We start from the raw sequence: 15832 nt of genomic DNA, 5'->3' as shown, positions 1-15832 counted from the left end.
TGCTCAGGCCGCGATCGCTGTACGCGCCCCATTACCTTGATCGCCGCGGCCGGATCTTTTGTCAAGGTCTCTCTCGTGTCGGGGCGTCCGCTGGCCTTTGTCGGGATTGGTGCGTTGAACGCTTCATCGTGTGGGCCCGATGCCGGTCCCTGTGGAATGACAGCTACTTCCCGTCAACCAGGGGCGCGATCGGGAGTTCGCGGCGGTGCACTGAGGGCTTGGGCAGACGAGGATTGACAGGGGGAGTCAGGGCTGGATAGTTGAGATGGTCGCCAAACTAATCTAGTAGTCGAGGAGGTCCTGACGTGCTGGTTAAACGTCGTCCTGTCGTTCAGCGGGTGCTTGCCTGTCTGGCGATGGTGGCCGCTCTCGTCGCCGGTACGACCCTGCCGGCCCATGCCGCCAACACCTGTACCGCCTACGGGACGATCACCCAGGGCAAGTACTGGATCAACAACAACCTCTGGGGGCAGAGTTCGGGCTCGGGCTGGCAGTGCATCTGGGACACCTCCACCTCCGGCAACACGATCGGCTGGGGGACGTCCTGGGGCTGGTCCGGCCAGTCGAACTCGGTCAAGTCCTACGCCAGCTCGGTACTCGGCTGGCACTGGGGCTGGAAGAACTCGAACACCGGGTTGCCCATCCAGCTGTCGGCCAACCGGAGCGTCAACACCGGCTGGAACTACAAGGTCACCCAGAACGGCGCGGTCACGATGAACGTGGCCTACGACCTGTGGCTGCACGCGATCTCGAACCCGAGCTACAGCGACAACCCCACCGATGAGGTGATGATCTGGCTCTACCGCTCCGGCGGCGCGGGTCCGGTCGGCACCAAGCAGGCCACCGTCAGCATCGCCGGCACGAGCTGGGACCTCTACCGTGGCAACATCGGCTGGAACGTCTTCTCGTTCGTGCGCACCACCAACACCTCGTCGTCGACGCTCAACCTGCGCGACTTCCTGAACAACCTCGTGTCGCGCGGCTGGATGAGCAACTCCAAGTACCTCACCAGCGTTGAGGCGGGAACCGAGGTGTTCATCGGCACCGGGCAGCTCGACACCAACTCCTACTACGCGAACGTGGCATAGCGTCCAGTCCGACGCCGCGAAGCGGAGGGGGACGGACACCGGCCCGCCGCCGCCAAGGAGTGAGGAGCCGGCGGCGTTGACGACGGCGTCCACCCGCTGCTCGGTGATGTCACCCTGGACCAACGTGATCTTCATGCGCACCGTCACCTTCAGCGCCCGCGGCGCGGTTCAGTGTTTACCGTAGGTTGGCTCCGGTGGTGGCGCGGCGGGCTTCGCGGCGGTCGACGAAGCGGGAGGCGGAGACCTCCAGGCGGGCGAGGAACTCCGAGAGCTCGTCACGGGCCTTCTCCGCCTCGGCGTCGAGGCCGGTGAGGTCGAAGACGGCCCACTGGCGCAGGACGGGCATGAGGACGTCGTCGAGGTGCAGGCGCAGGTCGTAGATTCCCGCGTTGGCGATGGTCATCGCCTTGCGGGTGAAGCCCTCGATGCCGGTGCCGGGCATCTGGAAGGTGGTCACCACGTCGGTGACGGCACGCATGGTCTGGCTGGGGGCGAGCTGGAACGCCGCGTTGAGCAGGTTGCGGTAAAAGAGCATGTGCAGGTTCTCGTCGGCGGCGATCCTGGCGAGCAGGCGTTCGCAGTTCGGGTCCTGGGATGCCTTGCCGGTGTTGCGGTGGGACACGCGGGTGGCCAGCTCCTGGAAGGAGACGTAGGCCAGTGAGTGCAGCACTCCCTCGTAGGAGTTGCTGAACCCTTCTCCCATGTGCAGCATGCGGGCCCGCTCCAGGGCGACCGGGTCGACCGCGCGCGTGACCGTCAGGTAGTCGCGGATGGCGGTGCCGTGCCTGCCTTCCTCGGCGGTCCACCTGTGCACCCAGGTGCCCCAGGCCGCGTCCCGGCCGAAGGTCGTGGCGATCTCGTGGTGGTAGCTGGGCAGGTTGTCCTCGGTCAGCAGGTTGACGATGAGGGAGACCCGCGCCTCCTCGGGGATCGCCGAATCGGTCTCGGCCCAGGCCTCGCCGCCGAAGATGCCGTCGTAGTCGCGACCCTGCGACCACGGGACGTACTCGTGCGGGAACCACTCCTTGGCCACCTTGAGATGCCGGTCCAGCTCCCCGGCCACCACGGGCTCAAGCTCGAACAGCAACTCGGTGTCATTGAACGCGCGCAAAGGACGATCCCCCCGTTTGGCTTACCGAACCGTAACCTACGCTAGCGTAGGTTCGGGGCGGGTGCGTTACGGGGGTTGGGTTCCATCGTCAGTCCCGCGTGGTCCCTCTACACCAAGGGCCGCCTGTCCTTCTGCCCCAAGGACCGTCCGTCTCTCTGCGCCCAGGACCGTCCGTCCCTCTGAGTCAAGGGGGGCGCCGCCCATTCCGCCGGGGGAAAACCGCGCGTGAGGGGGCTGCGTCCTCGTATAGCGTGTTCCGCGTGATTCCGACCTCCCGTAGGGCCGCGTCCGCTGGGGCGGGCCCATGCTGAGCCGGTTGCTCCGCACCTATCTGCGGCCCTACTCGTCGGCGCTGGCCGCCGTAGTGCTGTTCCAACTGGTCGGCACCATCGCCTCGCTGTACCTGCCGAGCCTGAACGCCGACATCATCGACCAGGGTGTCGCCGCCGGCGACACCGGCTACATCCTGTCCACCGGCGGCTGGATGCTGGCCGTGTCGCTCGTGCAGATCGCCTGCTCGATCGCGGCGGTCTACTACGGGGCGCGCGTGGCGGCGGGGTTCGGACGTGACGTCAGGTCGAGCGTCTTCCACCAGGTGGGCGCGTTCTCCGCCCGTGAGGTCGCCCACTTCGGAGCACCGTCGCTGATCACCCGCAGCACCAACGACGTGCAGCAGGTGCAGATGCTCGTGGTGATGACCTGCACGATGCTGGTCGCCGCTCCCATCATGGGCCTCGGCGGCATCATCATGGCCCTGCGTCAGGACATCGGCCTGTCGTGGCTGATGCTGGTCTGCGTCCCGGCGCTGCTCATCTCGATCGGCCTGATCGTCACCCGCATGGTCCCGCAGTTCCGCGCGATGCAGACCCGCATCGACCTGGTCAACCAGGTGCTGCGCGAGCAGCTCTCCGGCATCCGCGTCGTGCGGGCCTTCGTACGGGAACGCGAGGAGACCCGCCGGTTCGCCGAGGCGAACGACGCGCTGACCGGCACCGCGCTGCGCGTCGGGCGGCTGACCGCGCTCATCTTCCCCACCGTGATGCTGATCCTCAACGTCTCCAGCGTGGCCGTGCTGTGGTTCGGCGCGGCCCGGGTGGACAGCGGCGAGATGCAGGTCGGCGCCCTCACGGCCTTCCTCATGTACCTCATGCAGATCCTCATGTCGATGATGATGGCCACGTTCATCTCGATCATGATCCCGCGCGCCGCCGTCTGCGCGGAGCGCATCAGCGAGGTGCTCGACACCGAGTCGTCGGTGCGCCCGCCCGAGAATCCCGTACGGCAGGTGCACGGCCGCGCCGAGCTGGAGATGCGCGACGTCGAGTTCCGCTACCCGGGCGCGGCGGCGCCGGTGCTGTCCGGCATCTCGTTCCGCGCCGTCGCGGGACAGACCACAGCCGTCATCGGCAGCACCGGGTCGGGAAAGACCACGCTGGTCTCCCTGGTGCCCCGGCTGTTCGACGCCACGTCCGGCACCGTGTCGGTCGACGGCGTGGACGTCCGCGACCTCGATCCCCAGATGCTCTGGACGCGCATCGGCCTGGTGCCGCAGAAGCCGTACCTGTTCACCGGCACCGTCGCGAGCAACCTGAGGTACGGCAACCCCAACGCCACCGACGAGGAGCTGTGGGAGGCGCTGGAGGTCGCCCAGGCGCGCGACTTCGTCGAGGCGATGCCCGAGGGCCTTGAGGCGCCCATCACGCAGGGCGGCACTAACGTCTCCGGCGGGCAGCGGCAGCGGCTATCGATCGCCCGCGCGCTGGTGAGCAAGCCCGAGATCTACCTGTTCGACGACTCGTTCTCGGCGCTGGACCTGACCACCGACGCCCGGCTGCGCGCCGCCCTGCGCCCGCACACCGCCGAGGCCGCCGTCGTCATCGTCGGACAGCGGGTCTCCACCATCGCCGACGCCGACCAGATCATCGTCCTCGACGACGGCCTGATCGTCGGCATCGGCACCCATGACGAGCTGCTGGACTCCTGCCCGACCTACATCGAGATCGTCGAGTCCCAACTGACCGCGGAGAGCGCAGTATGAGCGACCGGCCAACGGCACCCACGCGACCGCGACCCCCCGCGGGAGGCGGACCCTTCGGGCGGGGGCCCTTCGGAGGCGCGGGGATGCCCGCCGAGAAGTCGATGAACTTCGGGCCCTCCACCCGCCGCCTGCTCCGGCGCCTGAGCCCCGAACGCTCGAAGATCGTGGCCGTGATCGTCCTCGCGGTGGCCAGCGTCGGGTTCGCCGTCGTCGGCCCCAAGATCCTCGGCCGCGCCACGGACGTGATCTTCAGCGGTGTGGTCGGCAGGCAGTTGCCCGCCGGGACGACCACGGAGCAGGCGGTCGAGGCGGCCCGCGCGTCGGGCAACGGCAACTTCGCCGACATGCTCGCGCGGATGGACGTCGTCCCCGGTCACGGCATCGACTTCGGCGCGCTGGGCACGATCCTGGCGTGGGCCCTGGCGCTCTACGTCGCGGCGTCGGTCTTCAGCTGGCTGCAGGGCTACCTGCTCAACGACGTGACGCAGCGCACCGTGTACCGCCTGCGGGCCGACGTCGAGGACAAGCTCAACCGGCTTCCCCTGAAGTTCTTCGACGGCCAGCCGCGCGGCGAGCTGCTCAGCCGGGTCACCAACGACATCGACAACGTGTCGCAGACCCTGCAGCAGACGCTCAGCCAGCTGCTGAGCTCGCTGCTCACTGTGATCGGCGTGCTGGCGATGATGCTGGTGATCTCGCCGCTGCTCGCGGTGATCGCCCTGGTGACCATCCCACTGTCGATGCTGGTCACCGGGCTGGTGGCGAAGCGCTCGCAGAAGCTGTTCGTCGCGCAGTGGGCCCACACCGGCACGCTGAACGCCCACATCGAGGAGGCCTTCACCGGGCACGAGCTGGTGAAGGTGTTCGGGCGCGGGCCCGAGGTCGAGGAGGTCTTCAGGCAGCGCAACGAGGAGCTGTTCAAGGCCGGCTTCGGCGCGCAGTTCATCTCCGGCATCATCATGCCGATGATGATGTTCATCGGGAACCTCAACTACGTCGCCATCGCCGTCGTCGGAGGCGTGCGGGTGGCCACCGGCTCGATGAGCCTGGGCGACGTCCAGGCGTTCATCCAGTACTCCCGGCAGTTCACCCAGCCGCTGACCCAGGTCGCCTCCATGGCGAACCTTCTGCAGTCGGGCGTGGCGTCCGCCGAGCGGGTCTTCGAGCTGCTGGACGCCGAGGAGCAGGCCCCCGACCCGGCCGACCCTGTGCTGCCCACCGCCCGGCGTGGGCGCGTGGAGTTCGAGGACGTCTCCTTCCGCTACAACGCCGAGCAGCCCCTCATCGAGAACCTGTCGCTGGTGGCCGACCCCGGGCACACCATCGCGATCGTCGGCCCGACCGGCGCGGGGAAGACCACGCTGGTCAACCTCATCATGCGCTTCTACGAGCTGGACGCCGGCCGCATCACCCTGGACGGCGTCGACATCACCGCGATGCGCCGCGAGGACCTGCGCTCGCACATCGGCATGGTGCTCCAGGACACCTGGCTGTTCGGCGGCACGATCCGCGAGAACATCGCGTACGGCAACCCCCAGGCCACCGACGAGCAGGTCCACGCCGCCGCGCGGGCGACGTTCGTCGACCGGTTCGTCCGCACGCTGCCCGACGGGTACGACACCGTGATCGACGAGGAGGGCGGCAACGTCAGCGCCGGCGAGAAGCAGCTGCTGACCATCGCCCGCGCCTTCCTCGCCAACCCGTCGCTGCTCATCCTCGACGAGGCCACCAGCTCGGTGGACACCCGCACCGAGGTGCTGGTGCAGCACGCGATGGCGGCGCTGCGCACCGACCGCACCAGCTTCGTCATCGCCCACCGGCTGTCCACCATCCGCGACGCCGACCTCATCCTGGTGATGGACGCCGGAAGCATCGTCGAGCACGGCACCCACGACGAGCTGCTCGCCGCCGGGGGCGCCTACCACCGGCTGTACTCCTCGCAGTTCAGCGGCGCCCTGGTGCCGGCCGACGGTGAGCCGGCCGGTGAAGCGGTGCGGTGACCCCTGGGCCGTGGCGGGTCAGTGGCGGGCGACGGCGGCGAGGATGGCGGGCTTGGCCGGGTCGAAGGCGGCGTCGCCCTCGTAGTCCGGACACCAGGCCTGCACCGGCACGATGCCGGGCTCCAGCAACGTCATGCCCGCGAGGAGCTCGGCCAGCCGGTCGGCGCCGCGCGAGGTGAGGGAGCCGGTGGCGGTCGAGCGGTAGACCTGCTGGCCGGCCTCGTGCACTTCGGCGCTGACGTCGCCCGCGAAGGCGTGGGTGATGATCAGATGGCTGCCGGGGGCAAGGCGTTCGCGGATCGTGGCCACGATGCGCGTGACCAGGGCCTCTTCGGGGACGAAGTGCAGCATCGAGACCAGCAGCACGGCGACCGGCCGGTCGAAGTCCAGAGCACTCACGATCTCGGGATGCGCCAGCAGCGCCTCCGGCTCGCGCATGTCGGCCTGCACGACCGTGCTGTGGCGGTTGTCCGCGAGCAGCGCGCGGCCGTGCACCAGAACGATCGGATCGTTGTCGGCGTAGACCACCCTGGCCTCGGGGTCGACGCGGTGCGCGATCTGGTGGACGTTCTCCTGCGTGGGCAGCCCTGATCCGATGTCCAGGAACTGCCGGATACCCTCGCGGGCCAGCAGGTCGACGACGCGCGCGAGGAACGCGCGGTTCGCCCGCGCCATCTCTTTGATGCCCGGCAGGACGGTGATGAACTGTTCGGCGGCCCGGCGGTCGGCGGCGAAGTTGTCCTTGCCGCCCAGGTAGTAGTCGTACATCCGCGCGACGCTCGGGATGGTCGGATCGATGCTCGCCGGAAGGTTGGTGTGTTCGGCCATGCCTGCGCTTTCTGCCGTGTGAGTTCCTAGCCTACGGCAAATCCGAATCCGTGGATCTTCACAGACATCCGATGTCTGCGGACCGGCCCCGCGCGATGTCAGCGTACGGGCGGCTCCTGGGTCTCGGCCCACCAGGCCTGGATGGCCGTCACGATGGCTCCGGGGGCCTCCTCCTGGAGGTAGTGGCCGGCGCGGGGGAGCGTCACGGTGCGGTGGCCGGGGAAAGCCGCCTCCAGACGGCGGCGCGCGTCCGCCCGGAAGCCGGCGTCCGCCTCGGCCCAGACGATGAGGGCGGGCCTGTCCGCCAGGGACGGCATGCCATCCTCCACCTCGCGCAGGAAGTCGCGGCCGGCGGTGATCTGCTGGGGGAGGACGAAGATCGGGGTACGGGAGCGGGCGTCGGGGAATGGGCCCCGGTACGCGAGCAGCGCCCGGCGGTCGAGCCTGCGTGTCCGCATCGCGCCGGGGATGAAGGCGTTCACGAAGACGTTGAGCCGGCGGATGAGCGCGCGCCCGACCGGCCCGCCCATGATGACCGAGAACCACCGCTTGACGGCGTCGTCGCTCGGCCACGCCCAGGTGTTGCTGATGACGAGCCCGCGGATCCTCGCGGGATGGCGGCCGGCCGCCCACAGTCCGATGGGGCCGCCCCAGTCGTGGACCGCCACCACCAGGTCCGACAGGTCGAGCTTCTCGATGAAGCCCTCGACGACCCCGGCGTGTTCCCGGGGCGTGAAGTCGTAACCCGGCCGGGCGCGGGAGAGCCCGAACCCGGGGTAGTCGAGGGCCACGCAGCGGAAGTGGCCGCGCAGGCCGGCGATCACGTCGCGGTAGAGGAAGGACCAGGTCGGGTTGCCATGCAGGAAGAGCAAGGACGGCCCTGTGCCCTCGTCGACGTAGTGCACGAGGTTGCCGTCGACCTCCAGGTAGCGGTCGGTGAAGGGGTACAGGTCGGCGGGGACCCAGGCGGGCCGTTCGGGGACCGCGCCCGGCAGGTCGTCGCGGGTCACGGGTCAGCAGATCCCCAGCGCGTGGCCCATCTCCGCGGCCTCGGTGCGGTTGCGCGCGCCCAGCTTCTGCAGCAGGTGGCGGATGTGGAACTCCACCGTGTGCTGGGTGAGGTACAGCTCCTTCGCGATCTCCGCGTTGGTGTGCCCACGCTTGATCAGTTCGAGGACCTGCTGCTGCCGGTCCGTCAGGTGGGGCGCCTTGGGCATGGAACGCTGCCAGCGCAGGTACATCACATAGTCGACGATCTGCAGGTCCAGCAAGGCGGCGATCTTGAGCGTGTCGAGCACTCGGTCGAGGGTGGAGTTGTACGCCAGGTAGACCGTGCACCCGCGGCGCACCCAGCCCTCCGCGCGGCCACGGTCCTTCAACGCCCCCAGCATCGCCAGTCGGGCCATCGGCGCCATCACCTGACACTTGGCCACAAGCTCGGGGAGGTCCTCCTCGTTGAGCATCTGCCCGATCAGCAACCAGTGCGGCTGGGCGCCGCGCACCTGCCTCGGGAGCGAGGTCATGTCGGCGGTGCCTCGCGTGATCAAAGTGTCGCGAAACCAGAACTCGTGCCCCTTGCCGTGGTCGGCGTCGGCAGCGCGGGACGACGCGGTCTCCAAGGCCGGCCAACCGCCGATCATGAACACCCGCTGCCCGGCCAGGCGCCGCCGGCTCCGGGCCTCGGCGGACAGTTTCTCTTTGACCAGCGTCTCGGTGGGGACCATTCGGCTTCCTTTCCGGTTGGTGGCAACTCGTGCCCGATCGATCCCCTCACGAGGCAGGACGATCGTCGGGCCCTTTGAGCAGTGGCTCTACACTCCGGGGCACAAGCTCTCGGGAGGCGCCCATTCCAGAGCCGTTGGCGACGGGTCGGAATGATGCTGTCAGGTGCGGTAAGTTCTTCCCCGCGGTCCCGCCAATTCCGGTAAAGCTATCTGGTATTGATCGTATCCCAGCGGCGCCGGGTTTGGTATATCAACATCGTTCGGCAACGATCGTTAACACAAACGACTTATCGGCCTGTCATCCGGTGCCACCTGGTCGTCTAGTCGTCCCACGACAGCGGTAACCGCTTGATTCCGAAGAGGAATCGCGGGATCGAAGTATCGAAGTCAATGCCCTCGGCCCACCACTTGCCGCCGAAACGCCGCAGCATTTCGGACACCACGATGGCGGTTTCCAGCCTGGCCAGCGGAGCACCCAGGCAATAGTGGATTCCGTGGCCGAACGCGAGGCCGGGACCGGCGGCGCGGAAGGGGTCGAACCGGTCGGGGTCGGGGAACGTGGTCTCGTCGCGGTTGGCCGATCCGACGAAGGGGAAGACGGTGTCGCCCGCGTTGATCCGCCGCCCGCCGACCACCACGTCCGCCGTGGCGAACCGCAGGACGGCCTGCACGGGCGAGGCGTACCGCAGGACCTCGTCGATGACCCTCGGCAGGGGGTCGCCGCCGGACCGGCGTACGAGGTCGAGCACGTCGGGCATGCTCTGCAGGCAGAACAGGGTGTTGGTGATCAGGCTCGTCGTGGTCTCGTGTCCGGCGATGAGCATCAGCGCGCAGAAGTTGAGCAGCTGACGTTCGGTGAGGCGCTGACCTGCGATCTCGGCGGCGAGGAGCCGGCTGACGAGGTCGTCGCCCGGGGCGTCGCGGCGATCCGCGAGCACGCCGCTGAAGTAGTCCATCATCGCGCCGATGTCGGCGTCGGCGCCTTCTCGCGCGGTGCCGCTGCCACCGGACACCACCGCGTTGGACCAGCGCCGGAACTGCTCGACCCGGTCGGTGGGGACCCCGAGCATCTCCATGATGATCGTGATCGGCAGCGGGTAGGCGATGTCGGCGACGACCTCCATGCCGCCCTTGCCCTCGAAGCCGTCGAGCAGTTCGCCGCAGATCTCGCGCACCCGTGGCGCCAGCCGCTCCACCACGCGTGGGGTGAAGGCCTGATTGACCAGGCCGCGCAGCATGCGGTGGTGCGTGCCGTCGGCGCGCACCATGGTGTCCTCACCGGGATCGAACACGTCCACCGCGGGCCGCCGGGTGGCGGGCCGGGTCGACTGGAACGTCTCTCCGTCGGAGAGCACCATGCGGACGTCCTCGTACCGAAGCACGTGCCAGGCGTTGAAGACGTCGTCACGGAAGACCGGATTCTCCGACCGCATCTCGCGGTACCAGTCGAAAATCGCAAGCGGAGAATTATCGTCGATATGCATCACTAGGGCTCTTCCCCGTCCTCTCGCCGTGGCAAGGCTTCCCCGCTGCCCCGGCGAGGCCTCAGCCTTCGCTCACTGGAGACAGTGCCATGAAGGACATGTGCCGCATACTGATGTAATCCTTAGTACTTGGTCATCTTCCCGGGCGTACCTGGACTGATCTGCACAAATAACGCGAGACTCATGCCTGTTTCTTGGATCGCCATCCGAGCACGGCGGAGGGTAATCGTGAGTGCCGAATCTGACGTCCGAGCTTCCGAACGGCCGGGTACGAGTGATCGCATATCAAAATTTCCCGACGTTCCCGATGCCAGCGGGGACGTGACCCGGCTCGCCGACGCGATCTGGCCGCACGCGGTCAGGGCGGCGGCGACGCTCCGGCTGGCCGACCACCTCGCCGGCGGCCCGCAGGACGTGAAGGAGCTCGCCACCCGCACGGGGCTCGACCCCGACGCCCTCGGACGGCTGCTCGCCTACCTGGTGGCGCACGGGGTGTTCCACCGCGCGGCCCCCGGCGTGTACGACCTGAACCCGGCCGCCCGGCTGCTACTGGACGACCACCCCGCCCGGCTCCGGGCGCGGCTCGACCAGGACGGCCTGGCCGGCCGACTCGACAGGGCCGCCGCCTTCCTGACCGACGCGGTGCGGACCGGCCGTCCGGTCTACGAGGTCGCGTACGGCCGTCCCTACTACGAGGACATCGCCGATGATCCACGACTTCTGGCCGAGTTCGACGGCTTCGCCCACTGGTACACCGGGCGCTCGGTCGCCGACCTGGTGGAGGGATACCACTGGGACCGGGTCGGGACGGTGGTCGACGTCGGCGGCGGCTCGGGCATGTTGCTCACCCGGCTGCTGCTGGCGTACCCCGGGCTCCGGGGCGTGCTCGTCGACCTGCCCTCCAGCGCCGCGAAGGCCGAGGCGGCGATCGACGCCGCCGGGCTGTCGGGGCGCTGCGAGGCGATCGGAGGCAGCTTCTTCGAGCCCCTCCCACCGGGCGGCGACGTCTACCTGCTCAGCGGCGTCCTGATCGACTGGGACGACGAGTCCGCCACCGCGATCCTGACCCGGTGCGCCGAGGCGTGCGGCCCCCACGGCCGGGTGCTGGTCGCCGAGCAGTATGAGGTGGACGAGGCCGCCTTCACCGACGAGGACCTGCGCATCCTGGTGCTCGTGGGCGGGCGCGTCCGTACCCCCGACCACCTGGCGACGCTCGCCGCGCAGGCAGGTCTCATCGTGCTCACCACGCGGCTGAACCCCCGCGGCGTACGGCTGGTCGAGCTCGGAGCCACGCCCGCCGTGTGACCCGGGCAGAGCCCGCGTGGCCGGGGCCGAGCGGGAGGCCCGGCGCACCGGGCCGCGTGGCCCTGGCCGAGCGGGAAACCCGGCACCGGGCCGCGTGGCGGGGGCCGTCAGCGATCCCGGTAGCAGGCGAGGGCCTGGAGCGCGTAGCCGTTCACCATCGCGTCACACCAGTACGTCAGGCCGTTGTAGTAGTAGCCGACCTGCCCGCCGTCCCACAGGCCGTCGTCGCGCTGGTGGTTCAGCAGCCACTCGACCCCGGCGGCGACGGCGGGATCGTCGCCGCGGCCCGAGCTGACGAGGCCCAGCACCGCCCACGACGTCTCCTCGGCGGTCGGCCCGAGCCCGCCGCCGTCGCCCCAGCCGCCGCCCGGCGCGCGGTGCGCCGTGAGCCAGCTCGCGCAGCCGCGCGCGACCGGATGATCGCCGAGTCCGAGCTGCCCCAGCGCGTCGAGCACCCGGGCCGTCCCGGCCGTGTGGTCCCTGAACCACACGCACGAGAAGGAGCCGTCGGACCGTTGTGTCCTGGCCAGCCAGCGCACCGCCCGGTCGAGGCGGTGGTCCTGGCCGCCGACCCGGTTGAGCGCGATCATGGCGTGCGCGGTGAGCGCCGAGCAGGGCGCGTCGAACATGGTCCTGCCGTTGCGGATGAAGCACCCCCACGAGCCGTTGCGGTTCCGCATGGAGTGCAGCCACGCCACGCCCGCCCGTACGTGGGGGTCGGAGGCGGGGACGCCGGCCCGCGCCAGCGTGTACAGCGCCAGCGAGGTGTCGTCGACATCGGGCCAGGAGGACGGCAGGCCCCAGCCCCAGCCGCCGGGCGGGCAGCCGGTCGCGGGCAGGCCCACCTGCCGCTGCGAGGCCTTGATCCAGTCCATGGCGGGGCGGAGCCGCTCGTCGCCGCCGAGCCCGGCCTCCTGGAGCCCCTGGCTGACGTAGCAGGTGCCGGACAGCTCCAGGTCCCGGTCGATGGGCCACGACCCGTCGGGCCGTACGGCGCCGCGCATGTAGGCGAGGTACTTGGCGACGAGGTCGTCGCCCACGCCGGCCAGCGCCAGCCCGAAGACGATGAGGGCGACCATGAAGGCCGACTCCTCCGAGCCGCCGTCCGGTCCCTCGAACTCGGCCAGGTCACGCAGGTACCGCAGCGTGCGCCGCTCGGCGACGCGGTTGGTCGCGCGCCTCAGCGGGCCGAACGCGCGCGTGTGCACCTGCATGATCGCCCAGGAGTAGACGCCGGGCAGGATGAACGACACGCGCTGGTGCAGCCGGTGCGGCATCAGCGAGATCTCGATGGGGATCCGCTTCACCCGGGCCGGGTCGTACAGCCCGGCGAAGGCGAGGTAGACGCGGACGATCACGTTGAGGGTGGTGCGCTCGATGTCCTCCAGCGCGGCCCGGCCGCCGTTCCGTTCCATCCAGTCCCTGGCCCGCCCGATCTCCGCCTCGGCCCCGGGGCGCACCGTCTTCAGCGCGGACACCGCGATGCCCGTCCCGTTGAAGGTGGACGGGCCGCCGGGCACGTCGGCCCAGCCGCCGTCGGGGTTCTGCTGGGCCACCAGCCAGCCGGTGCCGGCCTCGATGAGCGCGGCGCTGCCGTCGCGGTCGGCGACGTGCAGGGCGATGAGGACGGCCGCGGTCGACACGGCCGAGGACGGCAAGTATCCCTCCCAGGAGCCGTCCGGGCGCTGGGCGGCCCACAGTGCCTTGACCGCGCCGGCGACGCCGCCCTCGACGTCCCGGTTCCTGCTGGTGACGGTCTCGATTCCCATGGTCGGGTGGTCCTCCGGATCGGCGAGACGATTAGTTCCCTGCGAGGGGGGGTCAGGCGAGGGTGGCCGCGCCGAACTCGTAGCGCGTGCGCATCCCGGCCTGGAGCACGATCGTGGCCAGCAGGGCCGGCAGGGTGGCCGCGAGCATCACGACCGGCCCCGCCGCGAGCCCGACGAACGCTCCCGCCAGCGCGACCCGCTCCACCACCAGCACCGCGTGCGCCCGCAGTGCGACGGGCGGCGGCATCGGCTCCGGGGCGCGGGCGAGCAGGCCGATCGCCGCCGCCGCGAGGAGCGCGCAGAGGGCGAGCACCGGCAAGTACGCGGCCCAGCGGGCCGCATCGCCGTCCGGCCCCGACGGGCTCAGCGCGGGGACGGCTCCCGCGAGCGCCACCCACAGCACGCTCACCGCCACGACGACGCGTACCGTCGGCCGGGCGCCGCGCCGCACGGGAAAGGTCTCGTAGCCCGCCTCCCGGTCGCCGCCGATGTCGCGCAGCGTGCCGACCAGGTTCGACTGCATGTCGTGCAGCAGGAACACGGCGGCCACAGGGAGTACGTACGGCGCCGGGTACGGGGCCGTGGCCATCGCGCCGAACAGCAGGGCGAACGCCGTGAGGCTTCCCCGGATGAGGTTGCCGCTCAGCCCCCTGGCCTTCAGCACGGCGCTGTAGCCGAGCCCGGCGGCCAGCGCCGCGGCCACGAGGAACAGCGTCCGCCAGTTCAGCAGCAGGGCCGCGACCGCGCCGCCGGCGGTGCAGGCGACCAGGCCGGCGAGCCCGTCGCGCGCCGGCATGCGCCCCGAGGGGATGGGCCGGTGCGGCTTGGCCACGGCGTCGAGCCGCCGGTCGAAGTAGTCGCCGCCGTAGTGGCCGCCGATCCAGCCGAGGGTCGGCACCGCCCACGCCCCGGCCAGCGCCCAGCCGGACGCCCGGGGGTCGTTCAGCAGCCCGCCTGCCAGGCCCACCAGGCCGATGTACAGCATGGTGTACGGGCGCCAGGTCTGCACGTGGGCGAGCAGCCGTGTCCGGAGCCCGGCCGCCGGGGCGCCCGCCACCCCGGTTCCCGCGCCGGTCATCGCGCCGGGCGCCGGGCGACCACGCCGACCCGCATCGCCTCGTCGGCGTCGGCGTCCGCGTCGAAGGGCAGGCCCAGGGCGTCGAGCTCCCAGTCGCGCAGGATGGTCGCGACGTTCACCATGACCTGCACCTCGGCCATGCCGGACCCGAGGCAGGTGTGCCCGCCCACGCCGAACGGGGCGAACGCGCCGAGGCGGCGGTGCTCGTTGCGGGGCGCCCGGTAGCGGTCGACGTCGAACGCGCCCGGGTCGGGGAACAGCTCGGGGAGGTGGTGGGAGGTGTCGTACACGATGATGACGCTGTCGCCCTTGGCCACCAGGTGGTTCTCGAAGACGAACGACTCCTCGGCCGTGTACCACTGGCGCGCCGGCCCCTTGTAGAGCCGCAGGGCCTCCATCATCCCGCCGTAGAGGGCGCGGCAGGTCTTGAGCCGGTCCCAGGTCGGCGGCCCGGCGAACCAGTCGTCCACCTCCTCGACGACGCGGCGCGCCACGTCCTCGTGGTTGAGGATCAGGTGCAGCAGGTAGGCGGTCCGGTAGGAGGCGGTCTCCAGGCCGGCGAGGAACGGGCCGATGGTGGCCGCCACCAGCAGGGGCGGCAGGTCGTCGCCGAGCTTGGGGTGAAAGACGGCGAGCATGTCGTCCAGCAGGTCGCCCGGCCGCTCGTCCGGGGGGATCGCCAGCCGCGCGTTGATCGCCCGGTAGCCGATCTCGAAGACGCGGTTCCGCGCCCGCTCGTAGGCGGGATCGGCGAGCATCTCGGCGGCGCCGGTGCGCAGCAGCATGGTCAGCTTGGTGGTGCGGACGAAGGTCACGAGGTCGTCGACGTATTCGGCGGGGGAGAAGCCGATGAGGCTGCGCCCGAGCTGTTCGCCCACGATGCGCTGGATCTCCCGTACGGCGGGCACGCGCTGCCCGGGCTCCCAGCGCGCGGTCACGGCCTCGGCCATGGCGACCACCTCGGGCAGCCGGCCGGTGATCGTGGTGCGGGCGTAGCCCCGGCTGGTCAGCATGCGGTGCTGGCGGTGCATGTCGCCCTCGCGGCTGAAGCCGTCCATGCCCAGCTCGTTGCTGAAGTCCTCCCAGTGGCTGTCGGACCTGAGCTTGACCGCGCTGTCCGTGCCCTGGTGCATGTTGGTGGTGCGCATCGCGAAGGCGTTGGCCTCCGGGCCGGCCAGCACGGTGAACTCGTCGCCCTCCTTGCGGGCCAGCTCGCCCTTCTGGAGCACGCGGAACACCGGCCCGTACTCCAGATAGCAGTCGATGAGGTACTGCTGGTCGTTGATGCTCCCGGGCCGGGTCACCGTGGGTGGCGGCGGGGCATCGGTGATGTCGACGGGTCCGGACGGCTGGGGTGCCATGGGGGGATCTCCTCGTACTCGAAGCCTGTCGCGGCCTGCCGTGCCT

At 70.2% G+C, this 15832-nt stretch carries 12 protein-coding genes and 1 pseudogene; 4 read left to right on the top strand and 9 right to left on the bottom strand.

Going from position 1 to position 15832, the window contains the following annotated elements:
- The first annotated feature begins 305 nt into the window (after positions 1–305).
- Complete coding sequence (locus tag ACOZ38_RS33500) at positions 306–1088, top strand: GH12 family glycosyl hydrolase domain-containing protein (protein ID WP_424535059.1); 783 nt, start codon at positions 306–308, stop codon at positions 1086–1088.
- A 42-nt stretch (positions 1089–1130) separates the two neighbouring features.
- Here the strand turns inward: ACOZ38_RS33500 and ACOZ38_RS33495 are convergent.
- Together ACOZ38_RS33495 and ACOZ38_RS33490 are read right to left on the bottom strand one after the other, a co-directional pair.
- Positions 1131–1223, bottom strand: a pseudogene (locus ACOZ38_RS33495) (O-acetyl-ADP-ribose deacetylase); the annotation flags it as partial.
- Between the two features lie 40 nt (positions 1224–1263).
- Positions 1264–2199: an acyl-ACP desaturase gene (locus tag ACOZ38_RS33490; protein ID WP_405139826.1), complete on the bottom strand. Its 936-nt coding sequence runs from the start codon at positions 2197–2199 to the stop codon at positions 1264–1266.
- 316 nt (positions 2200–2515) lie between these two features.
- Here ACOZ38_RS33490 and ACOZ38_RS33485 point away from each other — a divergent pair, with 316 nt between their 5' ends.
- Positions 2516–4237, top strand: a complete 1722-nt coding sequence (locus ACOZ38_RS33485) for an ABC transporter ATP-binding protein (protein WP_424535058.1) — start codon at positions 2516–2518, stop codon at positions 4235–4237.
- A gap of 83 nt (positions 4238–4320) precedes the next feature.
- Positions 4321–6237, top strand: coding sequence for an ABC transporter ATP-binding protein (locus ACOZ38_RS33480; RefSeq protein ID WP_424535057.1), 1917 nt, complete (start codon positions 4321–4323; stop codon positions 6235–6237).
- An 18-nt stretch (positions 6238–6255) separates the two neighbouring features.
- Here ACOZ38_RS33480 and ACOZ38_RS33475 read toward each other — a convergent pair whose 3' ends face one another.
- The 4 genes from ACOZ38_RS33475 to ACOZ38_RS33460 form a co-directional block, all read right to left on the bottom strand.
- Positions 6256–7065: an SAM-dependent methyltransferase gene (locus tag ACOZ38_RS33475; protein WP_424535056.1), complete on the bottom strand. Its 810-nt coding sequence runs from the start codon at positions 7063–7065 to the stop codon at positions 6256–6258.
- Positions 7066–7163: 98 nt separating this feature from the next.
- Positions 7164–8075, bottom strand: a complete 912-nt coding sequence (locus tag ACOZ38_RS33470) for an alpha/beta fold hydrolase (RefSeq protein WP_424535055.1) — start codon at positions 8073–8075, stop codon at positions 7164–7166.
- Positions 8076–8078: 3 nt separating this feature from the next.
- Positions 8079–8789 carry a response regulator transcription factor gene (locus tag ACOZ38_RS33465; RefSeq protein ID WP_424535054.1) on the bottom strand — a complete coding sequence of 237 codons (711 nt, stop codon included), beginning with the start codon at positions 8787–8789 and terminating at the stop codon, positions 8079–8081.
- A 320-nt stretch (positions 8790–9109) separates the two neighbouring features.
- Entirely contained in the window at positions 9110–10273 is a 1164-nt protein-coding gene (locus ACOZ38_RS33460) for a cytochrome P450 (protein WP_424535053.1), read from the bottom strand.
- A gap of 321 nt (positions 10274–10594) precedes the next feature.
- On the opposite strand from ACOZ38_RS33460, the gene ACOZ38_RS33455 reads away from it, so the two are divergent.
- Positions 10595–11578, top strand: a complete 984-nt coding sequence (locus tag ACOZ38_RS33455) for a methyltransferase (protein WP_424535052.1) — start codon at positions 10595–10597, stop codon at positions 11576–11578.
- A 107-nt stretch (positions 11579–11685) separates the two neighbouring features.
- Here the strand turns inward: ACOZ38_RS33455 and ACOZ38_RS33450 are convergent, their stop codons facing one another.
- Genes ACOZ38_RS33450 through ACOZ38_RS33440 form a run of 3 tightly spaced genes read right to left on the bottom strand, consistent with a single transcriptional unit; the run spans position 11686 to position 15786 of the window.
- On the bottom strand, positions 11686–13347 hold the full coding sequence (locus tag ACOZ38_RS33450) for a prenyltransferase/squalene oxidase repeat-containing protein (protein ID WP_424535051.1): 1662 nt from the start codon (positions 13345–13347) through the stop codon (positions 11686–11688).
- A 52-nt stretch (positions 13348–13399) separates the two neighbouring features.
- Positions 13400–14425 carry a UbiA family prenyltransferase gene (locus ACOZ38_RS33445; RefSeq protein ID WP_424535050.1) on the bottom strand — a complete coding sequence of 342 codons (1026 nt, stop codon included), beginning with the start codon at positions 14423–14425 and terminating at the stop codon, positions 13400–13402.
- Positions 14422–15786: a cytochrome P450 gene (locus ACOZ38_RS33440; RefSeq protein ID WP_424535049.1), complete on the bottom strand. Its 1365-nt coding sequence runs from the start codon at positions 15784–15786 to the stop codon at positions 14422–14424. Before ACOZ38_RS33440 ends, ACOZ38_RS33445 begins: the two co-directional genes overlap by 4 nt.
- Positions 15787–15832 lie beyond the last annotated feature (46 nt).

The sequence above is a fragment of the Sphaerisporangium viridialbum genome, from assembly GCF_049674955.1.
GTDB lineage: Bacteria > Actinomycetota > Actinomycetes > Streptosporangiales > Streptosporangiaceae > Sphaerisporangium > Sphaerisporangium viridialbum.
Note: the sequence above shows the minus strand (reverse complement) of the source record. Positions and strands in the feature narration are given on the sequence as shown.